Source organism: Plesiomonas sp. PI-19 (genome assembly GCF_021368255.1).
GTDB lineage: Bacteria > Pseudomonadota > Gammaproteobacteria > Enterobacterales > CAMTGL01 > Plesiomonas > Plesiomonas shigelloides.
This window is the reverse complement of record NZ_JAJNMQ010000001.1, coordinates 3,068,246-3,087,386: the sequence shown is the minus strand read 5'-3', so window position 1 is coordinate 3,087,386 and position 19,141 is coordinate 3,068,246. Positions and strand designations below refer to the sequence as shown.

The following is a 19,141-nucleotide window of genomic DNA, read 5'->3' as shown; positions in this document are numbered from 1 at the left end:
CTTGCAGGCGGTATTTTTTTATTACTCAGCCAAGCGGTGCCGAATAAAACGAAATTATACGGAGTCGGTATATCAATGCAATCTGTTAGCAGCAAAAACACGCTAAATTGTTTACATTTGGTAAACACAAACCGCTTATTTTGTACAATAAATAAGAATGCTTGTAATGCAAAAGAAAAAGGATGTCAGTAATATTTAACCTAACTTAATCAACTAGATAAATATAAACAGCCTGTTCTTTCTTATGCCGACGATGCAGTGATGCTAAATATAAACACCCTAACTGCCGCGCAGCCTATTCTCCCAGCGTTTGACCGGAGAATAATATTACATAATGATGCTACGATTTCATTCTGTTGCAACAAGATATTCTTATCACATCCAAGAAAATCGATTCAGCCTCAACATAACCGGTAATTGCATTATGTTTTGAGGAAAACATCACAAAAAAATACGTCCGTTTGGTAACTATACATGTCGCGCCATTCTACGCGGATCACGCCAGCATCATGTAAATAGCACTCAATCAGATGCAAAACCAGCCCTTAGCTATGCCACTTGACTCATAGAAAAATAAGGCGGTATTTCGCACCGACAGATGTAACACCGCCGCTGGTGGTTACCCACAGCGGCGGTTATCGATAGTCGCGCTTATTGTACTTTGCGGATCAGCACCAGATGTCGCTCGGCATCCAGCTCCGGCACCAGCAGCGGAATAATTTGCTGGATTTGGCACCAAGCCGGCAATGGGTCACTCGCCGTATCAGGCGCGACGCCTTTGAGAGCATAAAACAGCCCTTGGTCAACAGCCGGCAAATGATGACACCAATCCACCATATCCTGCAGTGATGCAAAGGCACGGCTCAGTACGCCATCAAACCCCTGCTCCGGCTGGAACTCTTCCACCCGACTTTGCACAGGGATGATATTGGTTAAGCCTAATTCGTGTTGTACCTGACGGATAAAACGAATGCGCTTGCCTAAGCTATCCAACAGCGTAAAGGATTTATCTGGATTCATGATAGCCAGTGGGATCCCTGGTAAACCGGGACCAGTACCGACATCAATAAAGCGCTCACCTTGTAAGTAAGGACTTACCACGATGCTATCCAGAATATGCTTAATCAGCATTTCTTGCGGATCGCGCACCGAGGTCAGGTTATACGCTTTGTTCCATTTATCCAGCAGACCGACAAAGGCCAGCAGTTGCTGTTTTTGCTGATCGGACACGGAAAGTGCCGTCTGCGCCAGCAGACGGTCTAAAGTTTGCGCTAACATGCGTTACAGTTTCCTTGAAGGCTACGCGCCGTTATGCGGTGCGACGCAACAGACCTTGTTTTTTCAACCACACCAGTAAGATAGACACCGCGGCTGGAGTAATCCCCGAGATCCGCGAAGCTTGGCCAATACTGGTTGGTTTGTGATCGTTGAGTTTGGCAATTACTTCGTTAGACAGCCCGTTCACTTGGTGATAATCCAGATCCGCTGGCAACGGGGTGTTTTCGTGTCGCAATTGCTTTTCAATTTCATCTTGCTGGCGCGCGATGTAACCGGCGTATTTCACCTGAATTTCAACTTGCTCGGCGGCTTGCGCATCGGCCAGCGCCGGCGCAAAGGCCTCTAGAGCGGTCAAAGTGGCGTAATCCATCTCAGGGCGACGCAGCAGATCTTCTCCGCTGGCTTCCCGTGACAGTGGCGCGGAAATTACGGCGTTCACCGCATCGACACCCACGCTGGTCGGATTGACCCAGGTTGAACGCAGACGCTGACGCTCCAACTCGATGTTTTCCAACTTCTCGCTAAAGCGCGCCCAACGCTCGTCATCCACCAGACCTAACAGACGACCGGTTTCGGTTAAGCGCAGATCGGCGTTGTCTTCACGTAGCAACAGACGATATTCCGCCCGAGAGGTAAACATGCGGTATGGCTCTTGGGTCCCTAAAGTACACAAGTCGTCCACCAGCACGCCCAAATACGCTTGGTCGCGACGTGGGAACCAGCCCTCTTTTTCTTGGGCGAACAAGCCGGCGTTCAAACCCGCCAGCAAACCTTGCGCTGCCGCTTCTTCGTAACCGGTAGTACCGTTGATCTGACCGGCAAAGAACAGACCGCGGATCACTTTGCTTTCCAGCGTCTGTTTCAGATCGCGTGGATCGAAGAAATCATACTCGATCGCATAGCCTGGACGGACGATATTGACGTTTTCCAAGCCGCGGATCGAACGCACGATCGCCATCTGCACGTCAAAAGGCAAGCTGGTGGAGATCCCGTTCGGGTAAATTTCGTGACTGGTCAGCCCTTCTGGCTCTAAGAAGACTTGGTGTCCGTTACGATCACCAAAGCGCATCACTTTGTCTTCGATCGATGGGCAATAACGCGGCCCGATCCCTTCGATGATCCCGGCATACATTGGACTGCGATCCAAGTTAGCGCGGATCACATCGTGAGTACGCTCGTTGGTGTGGGTGATGTAGCACGGCATCTGCTCTGGATGCTCGCTGGCATCGCCCAAGAATGAGAAGACCGGCGCAGGATTATCACCCCACTGCTGCTGCAGGGCAGAAAAATCGATGGTTCGAGCATCTAAACGCGGTGGCGTACCGGTTTTGAGGCGCTTAACACGCAGTGGAAGCTCGCGCAGACGGTGCGATAGCGCGACTGCTGGTGGATCGCCCGCACGGCCGCCGCTGTAGTTTTCCAACCCGATATGGATCTTGCCGTCGAGGAAAGTACCCACGGTTAACACCACCGCTTTGGCGCGGAACTTCAAGCCCATCTGGGTGACGGCGCCTACCACCTGATCATTTTCTACGATCAGATCGTCGACTGCTTGCTGGAAGATCTGCAGGTTAGGTTGATTTTCCAGTGCGGTGCGCACCGCTTGACGGTACAGCACACGGTCGGCTTGAGCGCGGGTTGCCCGAACGGCTGGGCCTTTGCTGGCATTAAGAATGCGGAATTGGATACCGGCACGATCGGTGGCACGAGCCATCAGACCGCCCAAGGCATCGAGCTCTTTGACCAAGTGCCCCTTGCCGATCCCACCGATCGCAGGGTTGCAAGACATGTGCCCTAATGTATCGACATTATGGGTCAACAGGAGTGTCCGCAGTCCCATGCGGGCAGATGCCATCGCGGCTTCGGTACCGGCGTGTCCGCCACCGATCACGATGATGTCAAAGGGATCCGGGTAAAACATGATCACCACACCTCGGTTTGTGCGTTAACAAGATCTTCTTGGGGGAATTATTCGCTAAGGATCACGGATTCTACTTAAGTTTAGGTCGTAAGGGAAACCGGAATTGATCTGGCTTAAAAGAAAATAAAGATCTTTTTATATAGAGATCTTTTGTTGGATCTTCTATTAGGATCGCACGATCTTGTGGATAAGGATGAATTGATCAACGAGATCATTCAGTTACCAAGGATCATTTACTGTGGAAGATCCGTGATCCTAGGGCGGACAAGCTGGGATCAAAAGTGGGGTTTATCCACATAGGCCTGAGGCATGGTGAGTTGTTCTTTGAATAAATACCGGTTATCCCTGTGTATGATCAGTGCTTATCCACAGAGATCCACAGTGATAACCGAAAAATATTTTTTACTGTTTATCCAGTAAAGTTATCCACTGCTCAAGCCAGACCTCAGCCGGATCTTCGGGGATAACTCCGGTGCTGACATCAATTTCTAAGCGTTCACCGATCCGCTGCGCGCCTTTGGCTTGCAGAACCTGATCTAAGGTTTTCACAGCCTGACAAAAGGTATCGTAAGCTTGGCTACCTAAACCAATCAGGCCATAGCGCAGGCCGTGCAGATCGGCACTTTGTTGCAGTTGCTGCAGTAGCGGTTGCAGGTTATCGGGAACCTCACCAGCTCCGTGGGTTGAGCTGATCAGCAGCCACAGGCTATCGGAGGGGATCTCGCTCAGCTGTGGACCGTGTAAAACCTCAGTGGCATAGCCTTGCTGCTGTAACAGGCTTTCCAGATGTTCCGCCACATATTCGGCGCCGCCGAGAGTGCTGCCGGTGATCAAGCTGATGGATGTCATAACAATACTTACCTGTACTTACTCGTATTTGCCTAGCGCGTATTTACCCAGGACGCGGTATCAACACGATCTTACGTTGTGATGGCGGTCATTGTATGCCGGGATCGCACCCTTGCCTAGAGTTGGGAAGATCGTGTGGATAACTTTTCTGATCCGGTGATTTGCATTCACTGAATGGTGTGGACGTCACTGGGGCGTGGATCATTCGTAAAGTGGGGATCCACTCGGTTTTCGGCCCTTTAATGGCTTAGCGCGTCTGTTGCACGCATTTATCGCTAACAGGTTATGACGTGGCACAGAGTATGATCGGTGCGTCATGTTGACTACGGAGATCCGTTTGCCGCCTGCTTTTCCGGTGTCCTAAGGACAAGTCCCGAGAGCGTTTATGGTTCGTTGCTGGTATGGCAACGGAAGGCGGCCTTAAAGAGCATGTTGGCCGACAGGGACGACAGCACATGCGTAACCTGAAGTGATACCGAGCTTGGCCATGAGGTGTTTCCTGTCTTTGCTATCGCGTTGGCGTTCGTTGCCATTTTCCCCCCTGCGTACGGGGTATAGCACCTATCTTTATGATATCTCTGCTATTGCCTTATTGTTGCTACCGTTAACGCTCGCCAATGCGCTGACGGTGCTGTCGGGGCAAGCCCTGTCGTATGCCCATTGGCCGGCTGCCGCCGCGCAGTTATTTCACCTGTCCGATATTCTGATCAACTTATACCCGCTGGCCCTGTGCGTGGTGATCAGCTACTACCTATCGCATAAGACCTCGTTTAACAGCGCCGCGTTTATTTTGTATGCCTTGACCTTGCTCTATGTGGTGTCGGGCGTGAACGGTCTGTTTGCTGGCACCTTGCATCTGCCGAATAATCCGTTGTTGGCCATGCTCAGTGCGGTCATCACGCTGCTGTTTTGTCGCTGCTTTCGGTTTCGGGAGTTGCAGCCACAATCGGCGGATTTTGCCCTGTTATTGCTACGCCAAGTCGGTCAATTTTTACTATTTTGCTTGCTGGCGCTGTGGGTGGCGGCGCTGACGAGAGCCGGGATTGCACTGTTTACTGGGCTGCTTAGCCATTATCGCCCCGATCCGCTGACCTTGAGCGGCGGTTTGATGTATCAATTTATTCTGGGCGCCCTGGGTTCGGTGGGCATTAACGGGCATAACTTTTTATTGTCCGTGAAACAGATGCTGTTTGCGGTGACTCAAGAGAATTTAGCCGCGTGGCAGGCCGGGCAAGCGCCGCTGCATACCATTAGCCAAGGCTTTTATGATGCATTTTTGTCGATGGGTGGCTCGGGTAACAGCATTTCCCTACTGCTGTGTATTTTGCTGTTTTCTCGCGATCGTAAACACTTGATGTTGGCTTTTGCTGCCTTGCCGATGGTGCTGTTTAACATCAATGAAGTGTTGCTGTTTGGCTTACCGATTATTTTTAACCCCTTGCTGATCATTCCTTTTATTGGGGTGCCGTTGGTCAGTTTTGTACTGGCTTATTTGGCGATCAGTTATGGATGGGTCAGCCCTGTGGTGACCATTGTCGATTGGATGACGCCACCGCTGTTAAGTGGCTATCTGGCGATGGGCGAGCAGGTGAGCGGGGCGCTGTTGCAGCTACTGCTGATTGTGGTGGGGACGGCGCTGTATCGGCCGTTTTATCTGGCCTTTGCTGGCCAAGGGCAACGGATGGGGTCTGCGGTCGCCAGTGGTGTGGAGCGCGTGACCTTTAGTGCATTGCTCGCAGAGATGCGCACATCGGCGCAGGCCAGTTTACAGCGCGCCAATGCCCAGCGGCGGGTGACGCGAATTTTGCGCTCGGGCGCACTGGTGATGCACTATCAGCGTCAGCACGCCGTGCAGGGTGAGGCTGGGCACTGTTTTGAGGCATTGCTGCGCTACCGTGATGCTAGTGGGCTGTTGCATGGGCCGGCCTTTGTGGCCGATTTTCAGCTGTTGGATGCTATGCCAGAGCTGGATCGACGGGTGGTGGATCTGGTGTTGGCTGACCTACAACGCCTGCCTGCGGCGCCCAACGTGCGCGTGAGTGTGAATATTTCGGCGCGTACCATCAGCCAAGCGGAGTTTGTACCTTATTTGGCGGGGCGCTTGGCGCACTTTGGCATTGCGCCAACGCGGCTGGAGATTGAGATCACCGAAGAGGCGGCGTTGGATAACCGTTCACAGCTGTTAGACACCATGCAAGCGTTGCAGGCGATGGGTTGTCAGGTGGCGATGGATGATTTTGGCGCCGGTTTTGCCTCTTTCCCTCATCTGATGAAATACCCATTCGATAAAGTAAAACTGGATCGCTCATTACTGCTGGACTGCACGGCGCCGAAAGGGCGTGAGTTATACCGCTTGTTGGTACAAATCGGTCAGTTGGCACATTGTCAGGTGGTTGCCGAAGGGGTTGAAACTGAGCAGGAGCTGGCGTTTGTCAGCGAATGTGGCGTGGATCGGGTGCAAGGGTTCTTGATTGTCCGTCCGCAACCGCTGGAGGCGGTGAGTGCGTTTTTACGTGCTACAGAGAGTGACTTGCCGTAAGACCGTAAGACGTAGTGGCGTGTGTTTGCCGCGCTTAGATAATGCCAAAGCGGCCTGAATCAGACCGCTTTTAGGCAACACGAGGTGCTGCTGAGATTATGTTTCGGCAGCGCTATGCGCTTACTTGCCGATGCAGAAACTGGTGAAGATGCGACCGAGCAGATCATCGGAGCTAAACTCGCCGGTGATCTCGCCTAACGCTTGTTGCGCTAAGCGCAGCTCTTCGGCTAGCAGCTCTCCGGCGTTGTAGCCGAGCAGCTGTGCTTCGCCCTGTTGCAGGTGCTGATCGGCTTGCTCCAGCGCTTGCAGGTGACGACGGCGCGCCAAAAAGCCCCCTTCCAGACTGCTTTCAAAGCCCATACTCTCTTTCAGGTGCTGACGCAGCAACTCTACACCGTCGCCACTGCGCGCCGACAGGCGCAGCAAGGTATGGCCATGCTCGTCGCTCAAGCCCAGCGTTTCGCCGGTTAAGTCGGCTTTGTTGCGGATCACAGTCACCGGAATGCCGTGTGGCAGACGCTGCATGAACTCTGGCCAGATGGCTTGCGGATCGCTGTCGGTGGTGGTGGTACCATCGACCATGAACAGTACGCGATCGGCTTTGGCGATTTCGTCCCACGCGCGTTCAATACCGATCCGCTCCACTTCGTCAGTGGCTTCGCGCAGACCAGCGGTATCGATGATGTGCAGCGGCATACCGTCGATGTGGATATGCTCGCGCAGCACGTCGCGAGTGGTACCGGCGATGTCGGTGACGATCGCCGCTTCACGGCCGGCTAAGGCGTTCAGTAGGCTGGATTTGCCGGCATTCGGACGACCGGCTATCACCACTTTCATCCCTTCGCGCAGTAACGAGCCTTGGCGCGCTTCGCTACGGACCTGTTGCAGTTGCTGCATGATCCCACGCAGATCGTGGCTGACTTTGCCGTCGGAGAGAAAATCGATCTCTTCGTCCGGAAAATCGATCGCCGCTTCCACGTACATACGCAGATGGATCAACGATTCCACCAGCGCTTCGATGCGCCGTGAGAACGCGCCTTGCAGCGAGTTTACCGCCGAACGCGCCGCTTGTTCTGAGCTGGCATCAATCAGATCGGCAATCGCTTCGGCTTGGGCTAAATCCAGCTTGTCGTTGAGAAACGCACGTTCGGAAAACTCACCCGGACGTGCGACTCGCACTCCTGGAAATTGCAAAATGCGCTTGAGCAGCAGATCCAAAATTACCGGTCCGCCGTGGCCTTGCAGCTCCAGCACGTCTTCACCGGTGAAGGAGTGCGGGCCTTTAAAGTACAGCGCCAGACCTTGGTCCAGCACGCTGCCATCGCTATCACGAAACGGCAGGTAATCGGCGTAACGCGGTTTGGGGCAGCGACCGAGTACCGTTTCGGCAATGCTGACCGCTTGCGGGCCAGAGATACGTAAAATACCGACCCCGCCACGACCGGGCGGAGTGGCTTGAGCCACAATAGTGTCATTCATGAGGGAGCTCCTCCTGAAAAAAAGGCGACCCGCGGGTCGCCTGTGGTAAAAAATGTCATCAGCGCGGGTTATTTCTTATCGCGTGAATGCAGCCCTTTTTTCTCTAGACTGCGGTAGATCACCTGCTGCTGAATAATGGTTACGCAGTTGGAGACCAGCCAGTACAGCACCAGACCCGATGGGAACCACAAGAAGAAGACGGTAAACATCACCGGCATAAAGTTCATCACTTTCTGCTGGATAGGATCGGTAACCGCACTTGGTGACAGCTTCTGCAGGAAGAACATCGATACACCCATCAGAATTGGCAGGATGTAGTATGGGTCCGGTGCAGACAAGTCATGGATCCACAGCATGAACGGCGCATGACGCAGTTCTACCGATTCCATCAGCGTCCAGTACAGGGCGATGAAGATTGGCATCTGCAGCAGCAGCGGCAGACAGCCACCCAGTGGGTTAACCTTCTCTTTCTTGTACAGCTCCATCATTTCTTGGCTCATGCGCTGGCGGTCGTCGCCCAGACGCTCACGCATCGCTTGCAGTTTTGGCTGCAGCATGCGCATTTTGGCCATGGAGGTGTACTGTGCTTTGGTCAGCGGATACAGCAGACCTTTCACGATAAAGGTGATCAGGATAATTGCTACACCCCAGTTACCGACAATACCGTGCAGGAATTGCAGCAGCTGGAACATTGGCTTAGCAATGAACCACAGCCAACCGTAGTCGATGGTCAGATCCAAATTCGGCGCCACTTTTTCCATGGCGTCTTGCAGTTTTGGACCCACCCACAAAATGCTGTTCAGCTCGGCGGTTTTGCCTGCTTCAACGGTGGTTTCTGGACCACGGAAGCCGATAAAGGCAACGCCATCGCTGTCACGGCTGTACAGTTGGTTAGTTTCAGCACTTGGCGGCACCCAAGCACTCACGAAGTAGTGTTGCATCATCGCAACCCAGCCACCGTTGGTGCTGATAGCCAGATTCTTCTCCTGCATATCCTTGAAGCTGTACTTCTTATAACGGGTATCGGCAGAAGAGTAAGCGCCACCTTGGTAGGTTGGCATGGTCAGGCTGCTGCTTTTCTCGGTGATGGTCTGCTTGATTTGACCGTACAGCTGCACCTGAACCGGCTTATCGGTTTGGTTAGCAATGCTGTAATCCACGTCGATAGCGTAGCTGTCTGGCTTGATAACGAAGGTTTTGGTGTAAGTCACACCGTCTTTAACCAGAGTCAGCGGGATCTTCAGTTCCTTCTGGCCTTCGCCCAACGTAAAGTGATCGCCTTCAATCTGGTATTGAGCACGACCGGCGACGGTGTCAATTCCGTTGCTGCCAATCAGGCCACTTTGCGCCACGTACACATGCTTGGCGTTGTCATTGAGCAATACCAGAGGCTGCTTGGAATCCAGAGATTCTGGGTATTGCAGCAATTCGGCCTTCACCACGTCACCACCTAAGGTGTCGATGGTCAGACGCAGGACATTGCTTTGCACAGTAATGAGACGACCCTGTGTGCTGCTGTCGAGCGCTTGCGCACTGTTAGCCTGGGCTGGGACGTCGGCTGCTGTTTTCGCGTTGGCCTGTTGTGTGATTTCAGTAGCAGGCTTAGGACCGAAGTCAGTATTCCACTGCTGATACACCAGGAACGACACGAAAAGCAGAGCAATGAGAAGGAGGTTACGTTGGGAATCCATCTTCAGTGTTCTCTGTTATCGTCAGATTTGGCTGGCACGGGATCGTACCCACCGGGGTTCAAAGGGTGGCATTTTAATATGCGTTTGATTGTCAACCAACTACCTTTTAATGCTCCAAACCGGCGCAATGCCTCAATTCCGTAATGTGAACAGGTAGGTTGAAAGCGACAACGGGGGCCTATCAGAGGGCTGATGACCCACTGATAGACTTTGATGAATAGTATCATCAACCACGCGAGAGGCGAGAATGGCGACGCCATAATTTACTCAGAAGCTCCGTCAACTCAGGGTTACTGAGATCGGCAATGCCCTTTTTCGCAATCACCACGAAGTCTACCGCAGGCAGTTCATGTTGATTGAGACGGAAGCTTTCCCGTACCAAACGTTTGATGCGGTTACGCTCGTGAGCACGCTTGACATGTTTTTTGGCCACAGTGAGGCCTAAACGAGCATGGCCCAGATCGTTGGATCGCGCAAGAATAGTAAGCTGGGGAGAGCCGGCCCGTTGGGGCTGCTGGAAAACGAAGCTAAATTGAGCGGGAGTTAACAAACGTAACTCCCGAGGAAAAGCTAGCTTAATCACACTATGTTCAGTGTTCAGAATTAAGCTGACAGAGTGGAGCGGCCTTTTGCACGACGACGAGCCAGTACTTGACGACCATTTTTGGTGGCCATACGAGCACGGAAGCCGTGGGTGCGGGAACGCTTCAGAACTGATGGTTGGAAAGTGCGTTTCATGGCGATTTCTACCTAAAGCTGTATTACTGATCAGTATACGCATTACGTAAATACGTAAAACGGCGAGCGCTTATTCAGCCCTGCTTTTTCCTGTAGAGACTACAGGCGGCAGACAGATTTGAATAAAATGGCGCCTCAAAAGAGGCAGAATTGTAGTGATTGTACAATCCTGAGTCAATCAGCATCTGTTCAATACACGTCAATCTACGTAAGTTTCGCTCGAAGCGTGAATTATACGCATGCGCAGTATAAGTACAAGGATCGTGATGATCCTCCTGTGCGGATTCTCCTTTATAAGGCAGATCGACTCTTTGTGGATAGCGATGTGGATAGTCGTGTGGATGAGCGCCGGCGTGATCCACTCTACGAGGGAATGGGTCTCAAGCGGGGAAAACCGCGCGGTTATCCACATCTCTGGCGTGCTTGACGCACAAAAATGGCCGTCAGACTCTGGAAGCTGTGCAGCACTCTGTCGATCCAACATGTGATTTTTCTGTGGATAACAGAAGATCTTACCGCGGCTTTAGGCTATGATCCCCGGTTCACGATCCTGATCTGACTAGCGATCAGGATGGCATCTGGAATAGAATGTTTCCCCTTTTCTTATAGGTATTGTTCGAGTGGAGTCCGCCGTGTCATCTTCGCTTTGGCAGCAGTGTCTTGCCCGTTTGCAGGACGAACTACAAGCCACCGAATTCAGCATGTGGATCCGTCCCCTTCAGGCGGAGCTGCGCGACAATACACTGACGTTGTATGCGCCAAACCGTTTTGTGCTGGATTGGGTACGAGATAAGTATCTCAACAGCATCAACCGCCTGCTGAATGATTATTGTGGTACCGATACGCCGGAGCTGCGCTTTGAAATAGGCAGCAAGCCGGTCAGTGTGGTACTGCCCGAGCCGACCGCCAGTGTCAGTCGGCAGCCGATTAGTGCGCCGAGCGCAGCGCCGCAGCGTAGCTGGGATAGCGCGCCAGCGGTGCGTCCGGATATCAATCACCGCTCCAATGTGAATCCGAAGCACTGCTTCGATAACTTTGTCGAAGGTAAATCTAACCAGTTGGCGCGCGCGGCCGCCCGTCAGGTGGCGGATAACCCGGGTGGTGCCTATAACCCACTGTTTTTATACGGCGGTACGGGTCTGGGTAAAACGCACCTGCTGCACGCGGTGGGGAACGGCATTATTGCCCGTAAGCCGAACGCCAAAGTGGTGTACATGCACTCCGAGCGGTTTGTGCAAGATATGGTGAAAGCACTGCAAAATAACGCCATTGAAGAGTTCAAGCGTTATTACCGCAGTGTCGATGCGCTGTTAATCGATGATATTCAGTTTTTTGCCAACAAAGAGCGTTCGCAAGAAGAGTTTTTCCACACCTTTAATGCCCTGCTGGAAGGTAATCAGCAGATCATTTTGACCTCGGATCGTTATCCAAAAGAGATCAACGGGGTGGAAGATCGTCTTAAGTCGCGCTTTGGTTGGGGCTTAACGGTGGCGATTGAGCCGCCGGAGTTGGAGACGCGGGTCGCCATCTTGATGAAAAAGGCCGACGAGAACAATATTCGTCTGCCGGATGAAGTGGCGTTCTTTATCGCCAAACGTCTGCGCTCCAATGTGCGTGAGCTGGAAGGTGCATTGAACCGTGTGATTGCTAACGCCAACTTCACTGGCCGTGCGATCACGATTGATTTTGTGCGCGAAGCGCTGCGCGATCTGCTGGCGCTGCAGGAAAAGCTGGTCACTATCGACAATATTCAAAAGACCGTGGCTGAGTACTACAAGATTAAAGTGGCGGATCTGCTGTCGAAGCGCCGTTCACGCTCGGTGGCACGTCCACGCCAGATGGCGATGGCGTTGGCCAAAGAGCTGACCAACCATAGCTTGCCGGAAATCGGCGATGCCTTTGGTGGGCGCGATCATACGACCGTGCTGCATGCTTGTCGTAAGATTGAGCAGCTGCGTGAAGAAAGCCATGATATTAAAGAAGATTTTTCTAATTTAATCCGAACACTCTCATCATAATGGTCAGCATAACGCCATGAAATTTATCGTTGAACGTGAACGTCTGCTAAAACCGCTGCAGCAAGTCTGCGGCGCCTTGGGTGGCCGTCCTTCGCTGCCGATTCTGGGTAACCTGTTGTTGCAGGTGGCTGACGGCAGTTTGTCGATCACCGGCACCGATCTGGAAGTCGAGATGGTGGTGCGTTTGCCGCTGCAAGGTGAATTGCAGCCGGGCGCGGTGACCGTGCCGGCACGTAAGTTTCTGGATATCTGCCGCGGTCTGCCTGACGGGGCGGAAATTACCGTCTTGCTCGAGGGCGAGCGTGCGCTGCTGCGCTCGGGGCGTAGCCGTTTCTCGCTGTCGACCTTGCCGGCGGCGGATTTCCCGAATTTGGATGATTGGCAAAGTGAAGTGGAATTTGCGCTGCCGCAAGCGACTTTGCGCCGCCTGATTGATGCCACCCAGTTTTCGATGGCGCACCAAGATGTGCGTTATTACTTAAACGGTATGCTGTTTGAAACCGAAGGCGACAGCTTGCGTACCGTGGCCACCGATGGCCACCGCCTAGCAGTGTGCAGTATGCCGGTGGGCCAGACCTTACCGCCACATTCGGTGATCGTGCCGCGTAAAGGGGTACTGGAGCTGGTGCGTCTGCTCGATGGTGGTGATACGCCGCTACTGCTGCAAATTGGCCGCGGTAACCTGCGGGCGATTGTTGGCGATTTCACCTTTACCTCCAAGCTGGTGGATGGCCGCTTTCCCGATTACCGTCGGGTATTGCCGAAAAATCCGGACAAGCAACTGGAAGCCGGTTGCGATGAGCTCAAACAAGCATTTTCCCGTGCGGCAATTTTGTCGAACGAGAAATTCCGCGGCGTACGTCTGCACATTGTGCCGGGACAGCTGAAGATCACCGCCAATAACCCCGAGCAGGAAGAGGCGGAAGAGATTGTTGATGTGGCCTATCAAGGGCAAGAGCTGGAGATCGGCTTTAACGTCAGCTATGTGCTGGATGTACTGAATACCCTCAAGTGCGAGCGCGTGCGCCTGCTGCTGTCGGATTCGGTTTCCAGTGCTCAAATTGAAGATTGTGCCAGCGATGCGGCGGTGTACGTCGTGATGCCGATGCGTCTGTAGTCGTTGACATAACCTCTCATGGCCTTGTCACGCCTGCTGGTGCAGGATTTTCGTAATATCGCGCAGGCTGATTTGGCGTTCGACTCCGGCTTTAATTTTTTGGTCGGCGCCAACGGCAGCGGGAAAACCAGTTTGCTGGAGGCCATCTACTATCTTGGCCACGGGCGCTCGTTCAAAAGCCAATTGGCCGGGCGGGTGATCCAGCAAGATAAGCCGCATTTTATTTTGCATGGCCGCCTCGATGAGGGTGGCCATCCGGTGTCGCTGGGCTTACAGAAAACGCGGCAAGGCGACACCCGCGTGCGGATCGATGGTCAAGATGGGCAGAAAGTGGCGGCCTTGGCGCAACTGCTACCGATGCAGCTGATCACGCCGGAAGGCTTTACCCTGCTCAGTGGCGGGCCGAAATACCGGCGTGCCTTTCTCGATTGGGGTCTGTTTCACGATGAACCGGGCTTTTATGCCGCCTGGAGTAACCTGCGGCGTTTGCTAAAACAACGAAATGCGGCCCTGAAACAGGTTCGCCGTTACGCAGAATTACGCCCTTGGGACCGGGAGCTGGTACAATTAGCCCTTCAGGTGAGTGAGTGGCGGGCGCAATATGCCGCTGCTATTGCCCAAGAAATCCAGCAGACCTGTGCGCTGTTTTTACCCGAGATCCCAGTGAGCGTCAGTTTTCATCGCGGCTGGGAAAAAGGCGCGGATTATGCGCAGGTGCTGGAGCGTGATTTTGAACGCGATCGGGCACTGACTTATACCGCGGTAGGGCCACATAAGGCGGACTTTCGATTCCGCGCCGCCGGTACTCCGGTGGAGGATGTGCTCTCCCGTGGGCAGCTGAAACTGTTAATGTGTGCATTGCGTCTGGCGCAGGGACAGTATTTGACCCAGCGCAGTGCACGTCAGTGTATTTATTTGATTGATGATTTTGCCTCTGAGCTGGATCGTGGGCGGCGTCAGCTGCTGGCGGAAAAGCTAAAACAGACCGGCGCGCAGGTATTTGTCAGCGCGATTAGCCCGGATCAGGTCAGCGACATGACCGGCGAAAAGGGCAGGATGTTCCGCGTGGAACATGGCAAAATAAGTGCACAATGAGTGTGCAGGATAGAAGGCGAGATATTCTAATGTCGAACACCTATGACTCTTCAAGTATCAAGGTTCTGAAAGGGCTGGACGCAGTCCGTAAGCGTCCCGGCATGTATATCGGTGACACCGATGACGGCACCGGTTTGCACCACATGGTGTTCGAAGTGGTTGATAACGCGATCGACGAAGCGCTGGCCGGTCACTGTAAAGATATCGTGGTGACCATCCATGCCGATAACTCGGTTTCCGTACAGGATGATGGTCGCGGTATTCCTACCGGCATTCACCCAGAAGAAGGGGTGTCAGCGGCCGAAGTGATCATGACCGTACTGCACGCCGGTGGTAAGTTTGACGATAACTCCTATAAAGTGTCCGGTGGTCTGCACGGGGTAGGGGTATCGGTGGTTAACGCCCTGTCGGATAAGCTGGAGCTGATGATCCGCCGTGAAGGCAAAGTGCACACCCAAGAATACCATCTGGGTGAGCCGGTAGCGCCGCTGGCGGTGGTCGGTGATACCAATGCCACCGGTACTCAAGTGCGTTTCTGGCCCAGCCCAACCATCTTCACCAATATCGAATTCCAGTACGAGATCCTGGCTAAGCGTCTGCGTGAGCTGTCGTTCCTGAACTCTGGCGTGTCGATTCATCTGCTCGACAAGCGTAACGACAAGCAGGATCACTTTAAGTACGAAGGTGGTATTCAAGCGTTTGTGGAATACCTCAACCGCAACAAAAACCCAATTCACGATAAAGTGTGCTATTTCTCCAGCGAGAAAGATGGCATTGGCGTGGAAGTGGCGTTGCAGTGGAATGACGGTTTCCAAGAAAACCTGTACTGCTTTACCAACAACATTCCACAGCGCGATGGTGGTACCCATTTGGCCGGTTTCCGTGCCGCGATGACCCGTACCCTGAACGCTTATATCGAAAAAGAAGGCTTTGCCAAGAAAGCCAAGATCAACATGACCGGTGATGACTCCCGTGAGGGCCTGACCGCGGTGATCTCGGTGAAAGTGCCTGATCCGAAGTTCTCTTCTCAGACCAAAGACAAGCTGGTGTCGTCAGAAGTGAAGCCAGCGGTGGAATCGCTGATGGGCGAGCGTCTGCAAGAGTACCTGCTGGAAAACCCGAACGACGCCAAGATTGTGGTCGGCAAGATCATCGATGCGGCGCGTGCGCGTGAAGCGGCACGTAAAGCACGTGAAATGACCCGTCGTAAAGGGGCGCTCGATTTAGGCGGTTTGCCAGGTAAGTTGGCCGATTGCCAAGAGCGTGATCCGGCACTGTCTGAACTGTACATTGTCGAGGGTGACTCTGCGGGCGGTTCCGCCAAGCAGGGCCGCAACCGTAAAAACCAAGCTATTTTGCCACTGAAGGGTAAGATCCTGAACGTGGAAAAGGCGCGTTTTGACAAGATGCTCTCCTCACAAGAGGTGGCTACCCTAATCACTGCGCTGGGCTGCGGGATCGGCCGCGATGAGTACAACCCAGACAAGCTGCGTTATCACAGCATCATCATCATGACCGATGCCGACGTGGATGGCTCTCACATCCGCACCCTGCTGTTGACGTTCTTCTATCGTCAGATGCCAGAAATCATCGAGCGTGGCTATGTGTATATCGCCCAGCCGCCGCTGTATAAGGTGAAAAAAGGCAAGCAAGAGCAGTACATCAAAGATGATGAGGCGATGGATCAGTACCAGATTGCGCTGGCACTGGATGGCGCGAGCTTGTATGTCAACGAGCACGCCCCGGCGATGTCCGGCATGGCGTTGGAAACGCTGGTTAAAGAGTACAATTCCGTACACAAGCTGATTGCGCGCATGACCCGTCGTTACCCTGAGGCGCTGCTCAAAGAGCTGATTTATCATCCGACCCTGAACGAGCGGGCGCTGAACAACCAAGCGGCGCTGACCGAGTGGGCCTCCGCGCTGGTGGCTAAGCTGACCGAGAAAGAGACCTCCGGTAGTACCTACAGCTGTGAAATTCGTGAAAACCACGAGCGTCACCTGTTTGAAGCGGTGGTTACGGTGCGTACCCACGGTATCGACACCCAGTATCTGCTGGACTTCGATTTCATTCACGGCGGTGAATATCACCGGATCTGCGCGCTGGGTAGCCAGCTGCGTGACCTGCTGGATGCGGGCGCGTTTGTGGAGCGTGGTGAGCGTCGTCAGCCGGTGGCCAGCTTCGAGCAGGCGCTGGAGTGGCTGGTGAAAGAGTCACGTCGAGGCTTCTCACTGCAGCGTTACAAAGGTCTGGGCGAAATGAACCCAGATCAGCTGTGGGAGACCACCATGGATCCAAACAGCCGTCGTATGCTGCAAGTCACCATCAAAGATGCGATTGCCGCTGATCAGCTGTTCACCACCCTGATGGGGGATGAGGTTGAGCCACGTCGTGCCTTTATCGAGCAAAATGCGCTCAACGCTAACCTGGACGTGTAATCCTAGTTAACGTCAGATGATGGCGAAAAAAACGCAAAAAAGAGGGGCATGCCCCTCTTTTTTCATGTCTGGCGGATCGACAGGATCTCACTGACCCTCTTTATATTATTAAAAATCAATTCATTACGATTGGTGTCGGTGATCGGCGACAGGTTTTCTTTATCTGTGGTTCCGTTACACTTAGCGCATAAATAAGTCAGTCCGTGCGAAATACAGAGTGCACCGATTGAACCAGTACCCTTATTCAATTCAGGTTTTTAGCATGCCAAATCAACATTTCAGTGTGGTCATTCTGGCAGCCGGTAAAGGCACCCGGATGCATTCCGATCTGCCAAAAGTGCTGCATCCGATTGCCGGTAAACCGATGGTGTCTCACGTGATTGATACGGCTCGTAGTATCGGTGCCGAAAATATCCATCTGATCTACGGCCACGGTGGCGATCAGCTGCAGGCGCGTCTGAGTGGTGATGATCTGAATTGGGTGATCCAAGCGGAACAGCTGGGTACCGGTCATGCGATGCAACAAGCCGCGCCGCATTTTGCTGACGATGAAGTGGTGCTGATGCTGTACGGTGATGTGCCGTTGATTTCCGCCAATACACTGAAGCGTCTGCTGCAAGCCAAACCAGTGAATGGCATTGGTTTATTGACGGCGAAGCTGGATAACCCTGCCGGTTATGGCCGTATCTTGCGTGAAAACGGCAAGGTGGCGGGCATTATCGAGCACAAAGATGCTAGCGCTGAACAGCTGGCGATCCGTGAAGTGAACACCGGTATTCTGGTGGCGGACGGCAAGAACCTCAAGCGTTGGTTGGCGAAGCTGACCAACAACAATGCCAAAGGCGAGTACTACATGACTGATGTCATCGCCATGGCTTACGAAGAGCAGCATGAGATTGTGGCGGTGCATCCGAACCACTTCTACGAAGTGGAAGGGGTGAACAATCGTCAGCAATTAGCGCGTTTGGAGCGTATTTACCAAGGCGAGCAAGCCGATCGCTTGCTGGAAGCTGGGGTAATGCTGCTGGATCCGGCCCGTTTTGATCTGCGCGGTAGCGTGCAGTGTGGCCGCGATGTGGTGATTGATACCAACGTGATTTTAGAAGGTCAGGTTGTGCTGGGTAACCGCGTGCGCGTGGGGACGGGCTGTGTACTGAAAAACTGCACGGTGGCTGATGACACTGAAATCAAGCCGTATACCCTGATTGAAGATGCCAGCGTCGGTCATGCGTGTAGCGTCGGTCCGTTTGGGCGTCTGCGTCCGGGAGCGGTGATGCACGATCATTCCCACGTTGGTAACTTCGTGGAAATGAAAAAAGCGGTACTGGGCCAAGGCTCAAAAGCCAATCACCTGACCTATTTGGGCGATGCGGTGATCGGTGAGCGCGTCAATATTGGCGCGGGTACCATTACCTGTAACTATGATGGCGTGAACAAATTCCAGACCACCATCGGCAACGATGTGTTTGTGGGCTCGGATACCCAGCTGATTGCTCCGGTAGCGATCGCGGATGGCGCGACCATTGGAGCGGGCAGCACCATTACCAAAGATGTGGCGGAAGGTGAGCTGGTGATCAGCCGCGTTGCGCAGCGTCATATTCGCAACTGGCAGCGTCCGGTTAAAAAATAACCCTCAGCTCTGCTGATAAGTTTCAATTCCGGTAACAAACATAATAAATAGCGTGTATTACCTTTCTGGGCTGAGTCTTCTCAGCCCTTTTTTTATCCCTTTTATGCCCTTTCTTGTGTCTTGTTGATGGCTAGCTGTGCTTTTCCCGTCGTCTCTGGTTGAGCTGGACTATGCTGTAAACAGTACTCATTAATTAATACTTAAGAGTTATACCCTTCCTACTTGAAGTTGCAGTGGTGTTGGCTACGCTCGTTCACCCCAATCACATAGCCTTGTCTATGCTCATGGGGATTAACTCACTTGCCGCCTAACTGCAACGCCAAGTCGTTTGGGTATAGTTCTTCGTGC

At 53.2% G+C, this 19,141-nt stretch carries 14 protein-coding genes; 6 read left to right on the top strand and 8 right to left on the bottom strand.

The features are described from left to right. Positions 1-651 precede the first annotated feature (651 nt). From rsmG to mioC, 3 genes are all read right to left on the bottom strand, one after another. Positions 652-1,278: a 16S rRNA (guanine(527)-N(7))-methyltransferase RsmG gene (gene rsmG / locus LQ901_RS13695; RefSeq protein ID WP_233672331.1), complete on the bottom strand. Its 627-nt coding sequence runs from the start codon at positions 1,276-1,278 to the stop codon at positions 652-654. 31 nt (positions 1,279-1,309) lie between these two features. Beyond that, the gene (gene mnmG, locus LQ901_RS13690) at positions 1,310-3,199 is read right to left on the bottom strand and encodes a tRNA uridine-5-carboxymethylaminomethyl(34) synthesis enzyme MnmG (protein WP_233672330.1); all 1,890 of its coding nucleotides are present in this window, start codon (positions 3,197-3,199) and stop codon (positions 1,310-1,312) included. 402 nt (positions 3,200-3,601) lie between these two features. Then, entirely contained in the window at positions 3,602-4,048 is a 447-nt protein-coding gene (gene mioC, locus LQ901_RS13685; RefSeq protein ID WP_233672329.1) for an FMN-binding protein MioC, read from the bottom strand. A 487-nt stretch (positions 4,049-4,535) separates the two neighbouring features. Here mioC and LQ901_RS13680 point away from each other — a divergent pair, with 487 nt between their 5' ends. Beyond that, on the top strand, positions 4,536-6,587 hold the full coding sequence (locus LQ901_RS13680) for an EAL domain-containing protein (RefSeq protein WP_152136772.1): 2,052 nt from the start codon (positions 4,536-4,538) through the stop codon (positions 6,585-6,587). A gap of 120 nt (positions 6,588-6,707) precedes the next feature. Here the strand turns inward: LQ901_RS13680 and mnmE are convergent, their stop codons facing one another. The 5 genes from mnmE to rpmH form a co-directional block, all read right to left on the bottom strand. After that, a complete protein-coding gene (mnmE, locus tag LQ901_RS13675; protein WP_010863005.1) occupies positions 6,708-8,066 on the bottom strand; it encodes a tRNA uridine-5-carboxymethylaminomethyl(34) synthesis GTPase MnmE in 1,359 nt (452 codons plus the stop codon). Positions 8,067-8,134: 68 nt separating this feature from the next. Then, entirely contained in the window at positions 8,135-9,757 is a 1,623-nt protein-coding gene (gene yidC, locus LQ901_RS13670) for a membrane protein insertase YidC (protein WP_039046357.1), read from the bottom strand. 2 nt (positions 9,758-9,759) lie between these two features. After that, positions 9,760-10,017: a membrane protein insertion efficiency factor YidD gene (gene yidD, locus LQ901_RS13665; RefSeq protein ID WP_010863003.1), complete on the bottom strand. Its 258-nt coding sequence runs from the start codon at positions 10,015-10,017 to the stop codon at positions 9,760-9,762. Further along, positions 9,984-10,340 carry a ribonuclease P protein component gene (gene rnpA / locus LQ901_RS13660; RefSeq protein WP_010863002.1) on the bottom strand — a complete coding sequence of 119 codons (357 nt, stop codon included), beginning with the start codon at positions 10,338-10,340 and terminating at the stop codon, positions 9,984-9,986. The genes yidD and rnpA overlap by 34 nt, the downstream gene beginning before the upstream one ends. A gap of 20 nt (positions 10,341-10,360) precedes the next feature. Continuing rightward, on the bottom strand, positions 10,361-10,495 hold the full coding sequence (gene rpmH, locus LQ901_RS13655) for a 50S ribosomal protein L34 (protein ID WP_010863001.1): 135 nt from the start codon (positions 10,493-10,495) through the stop codon (positions 10,361-10,363). A 632-nt stretch (positions 10,496-11,127) separates the two neighbouring features. Here rpmH and dnaA point away from each other — a divergent pair. From dnaA to glmU, 5 genes are all read left to right on the top strand, one after another. Next, on the top strand, positions 11,128-12,513 hold the full coding sequence (gene dnaA, locus LQ901_RS13650; protein WP_010862999.1) for a chromosomal replication initiator protein DnaA: 1,386 nt from the start codon (positions 11,128-11,130) through the stop codon (positions 12,511-12,513). Positions 12,514-12,529: 16 nt separating this feature from the next. Then, entirely contained in the window at positions 12,530-13,630 is a 1,101-nt protein-coding gene (dnaN, locus tag LQ901_RS13645) for a DNA polymerase III subunit beta (RefSeq protein ID WP_010862998.1), read from the top strand. An 18-nt stretch (positions 13,631-13,648) separates the two neighbouring features. Beyond that, positions 13,649-14,725: a DNA replication/repair protein RecF gene (gene recF, locus LQ901_RS13640; RefSeq protein WP_064977015.1), complete on the top strand. Its 1,077-nt coding sequence runs from the start codon at positions 13,649-13,651 to the stop codon at positions 14,723-14,725. Between the two features lie 29 nt (positions 14,726-14,754). Then, positions 14,755-17,163, top strand: a complete 2,409-nt coding sequence (gene gyrB, locus LQ901_RS13635) for a DNA topoisomerase (ATP-hydrolyzing) subunit B (RefSeq protein WP_152135456.1) — start codon at positions 14,755-14,757, stop codon at positions 17,161-17,163. Between the two features lie 262 nt (positions 17,164-17,425). Beyond that, positions 17,426-18,793, top strand: coding sequence for a bifunctional UDP-N-acetylglucosamine diphosphorylase/glucosamine-1-phosphate N-acetyltransferase GlmU (glmU, locus tag LQ901_RS13630; protein WP_010862995.1), 1,368 nt, complete (start codon positions 17,426-17,428; stop codon positions 18,791-18,793). The last annotated feature ends 348 nt before the right edge of the window (positions 18,794-19,141 follow it).

Coding starts and splice junctions, on each gene's coding strand:
- glmU (WP_010862995.1), top strand. CDS start 17,426: ATGCCAAATCAACATTTCAGTGTGGTCATTCTGGCAGCCGGTAAAGGC.
- rpmH (WP_010863001.1), bottom strand. CDS start 10,495: ATGAAACGCACTTTCCAACCATCAGTTCTGAAGCGTTCCCGCACCCAC.
- recF (WP_064977015.1), top strand. CDS start 13,649: ATGGCCTTGTCACGCCTGCTGGTGCAGGATTTTCGTAATATCGCGCAG.
- mnmG (WP_233672330.1), bottom strand. CDS start 3,199: ATGTTTTACCCGGATCCCTTTGACATCATCGTGATCGGTGGCGGACAC.
- gyrB (WP_152135456.1), top strand. CDS start 14,755: ATGTCGAACACCTATGACTCTTCAAGTATCAAGGTTCTGAAAGGGCTG.
- rsmG (WP_233672331.1), bottom strand. CDS start 1,278: ATGTTAGCGCAAACTTTAGACCGTCTGCTGGCGCAGACGGCACTTTCC.
- LQ901_RS13680 (WP_152136772.1), top strand. CDS start 4,536: ATGAGGTGTTTCCTGTCTTTGCTATCGCGTTGGCGTTCGTTGCCATTT.
- dnaN (WP_010862998.1), top strand. CDS start 12,530: ATGAAATTTATCGTTGAACGTGAACGTCTGCTAAAACCGCTGCAGCAA.
- mnmE (WP_010863005.1), bottom strand. CDS start 8,066: ATGAATGACACTATTGTGGCTCAAGCCACTCCGCCCGGTCGTGGCGGG.
- mioC (WP_233672329.1), bottom strand. CDS start 4,048: ATGACATCCATCAGCTTGATCACCGGCAGCACTCTCGGCGGCGCCGAA.
- yidD (WP_010863003.1), bottom strand. CDS start 10,017: ATGGCGTCGCCATTCTCGCCTCTCGCGTGGTTGATGATACTATTCATC.
- yidC (WP_039046357.1), bottom strand. CDS start 9,757: ATGGATTCCCAACGTAACCTCCTTCTCATTGCTCTGCTTTTCGTGTCG.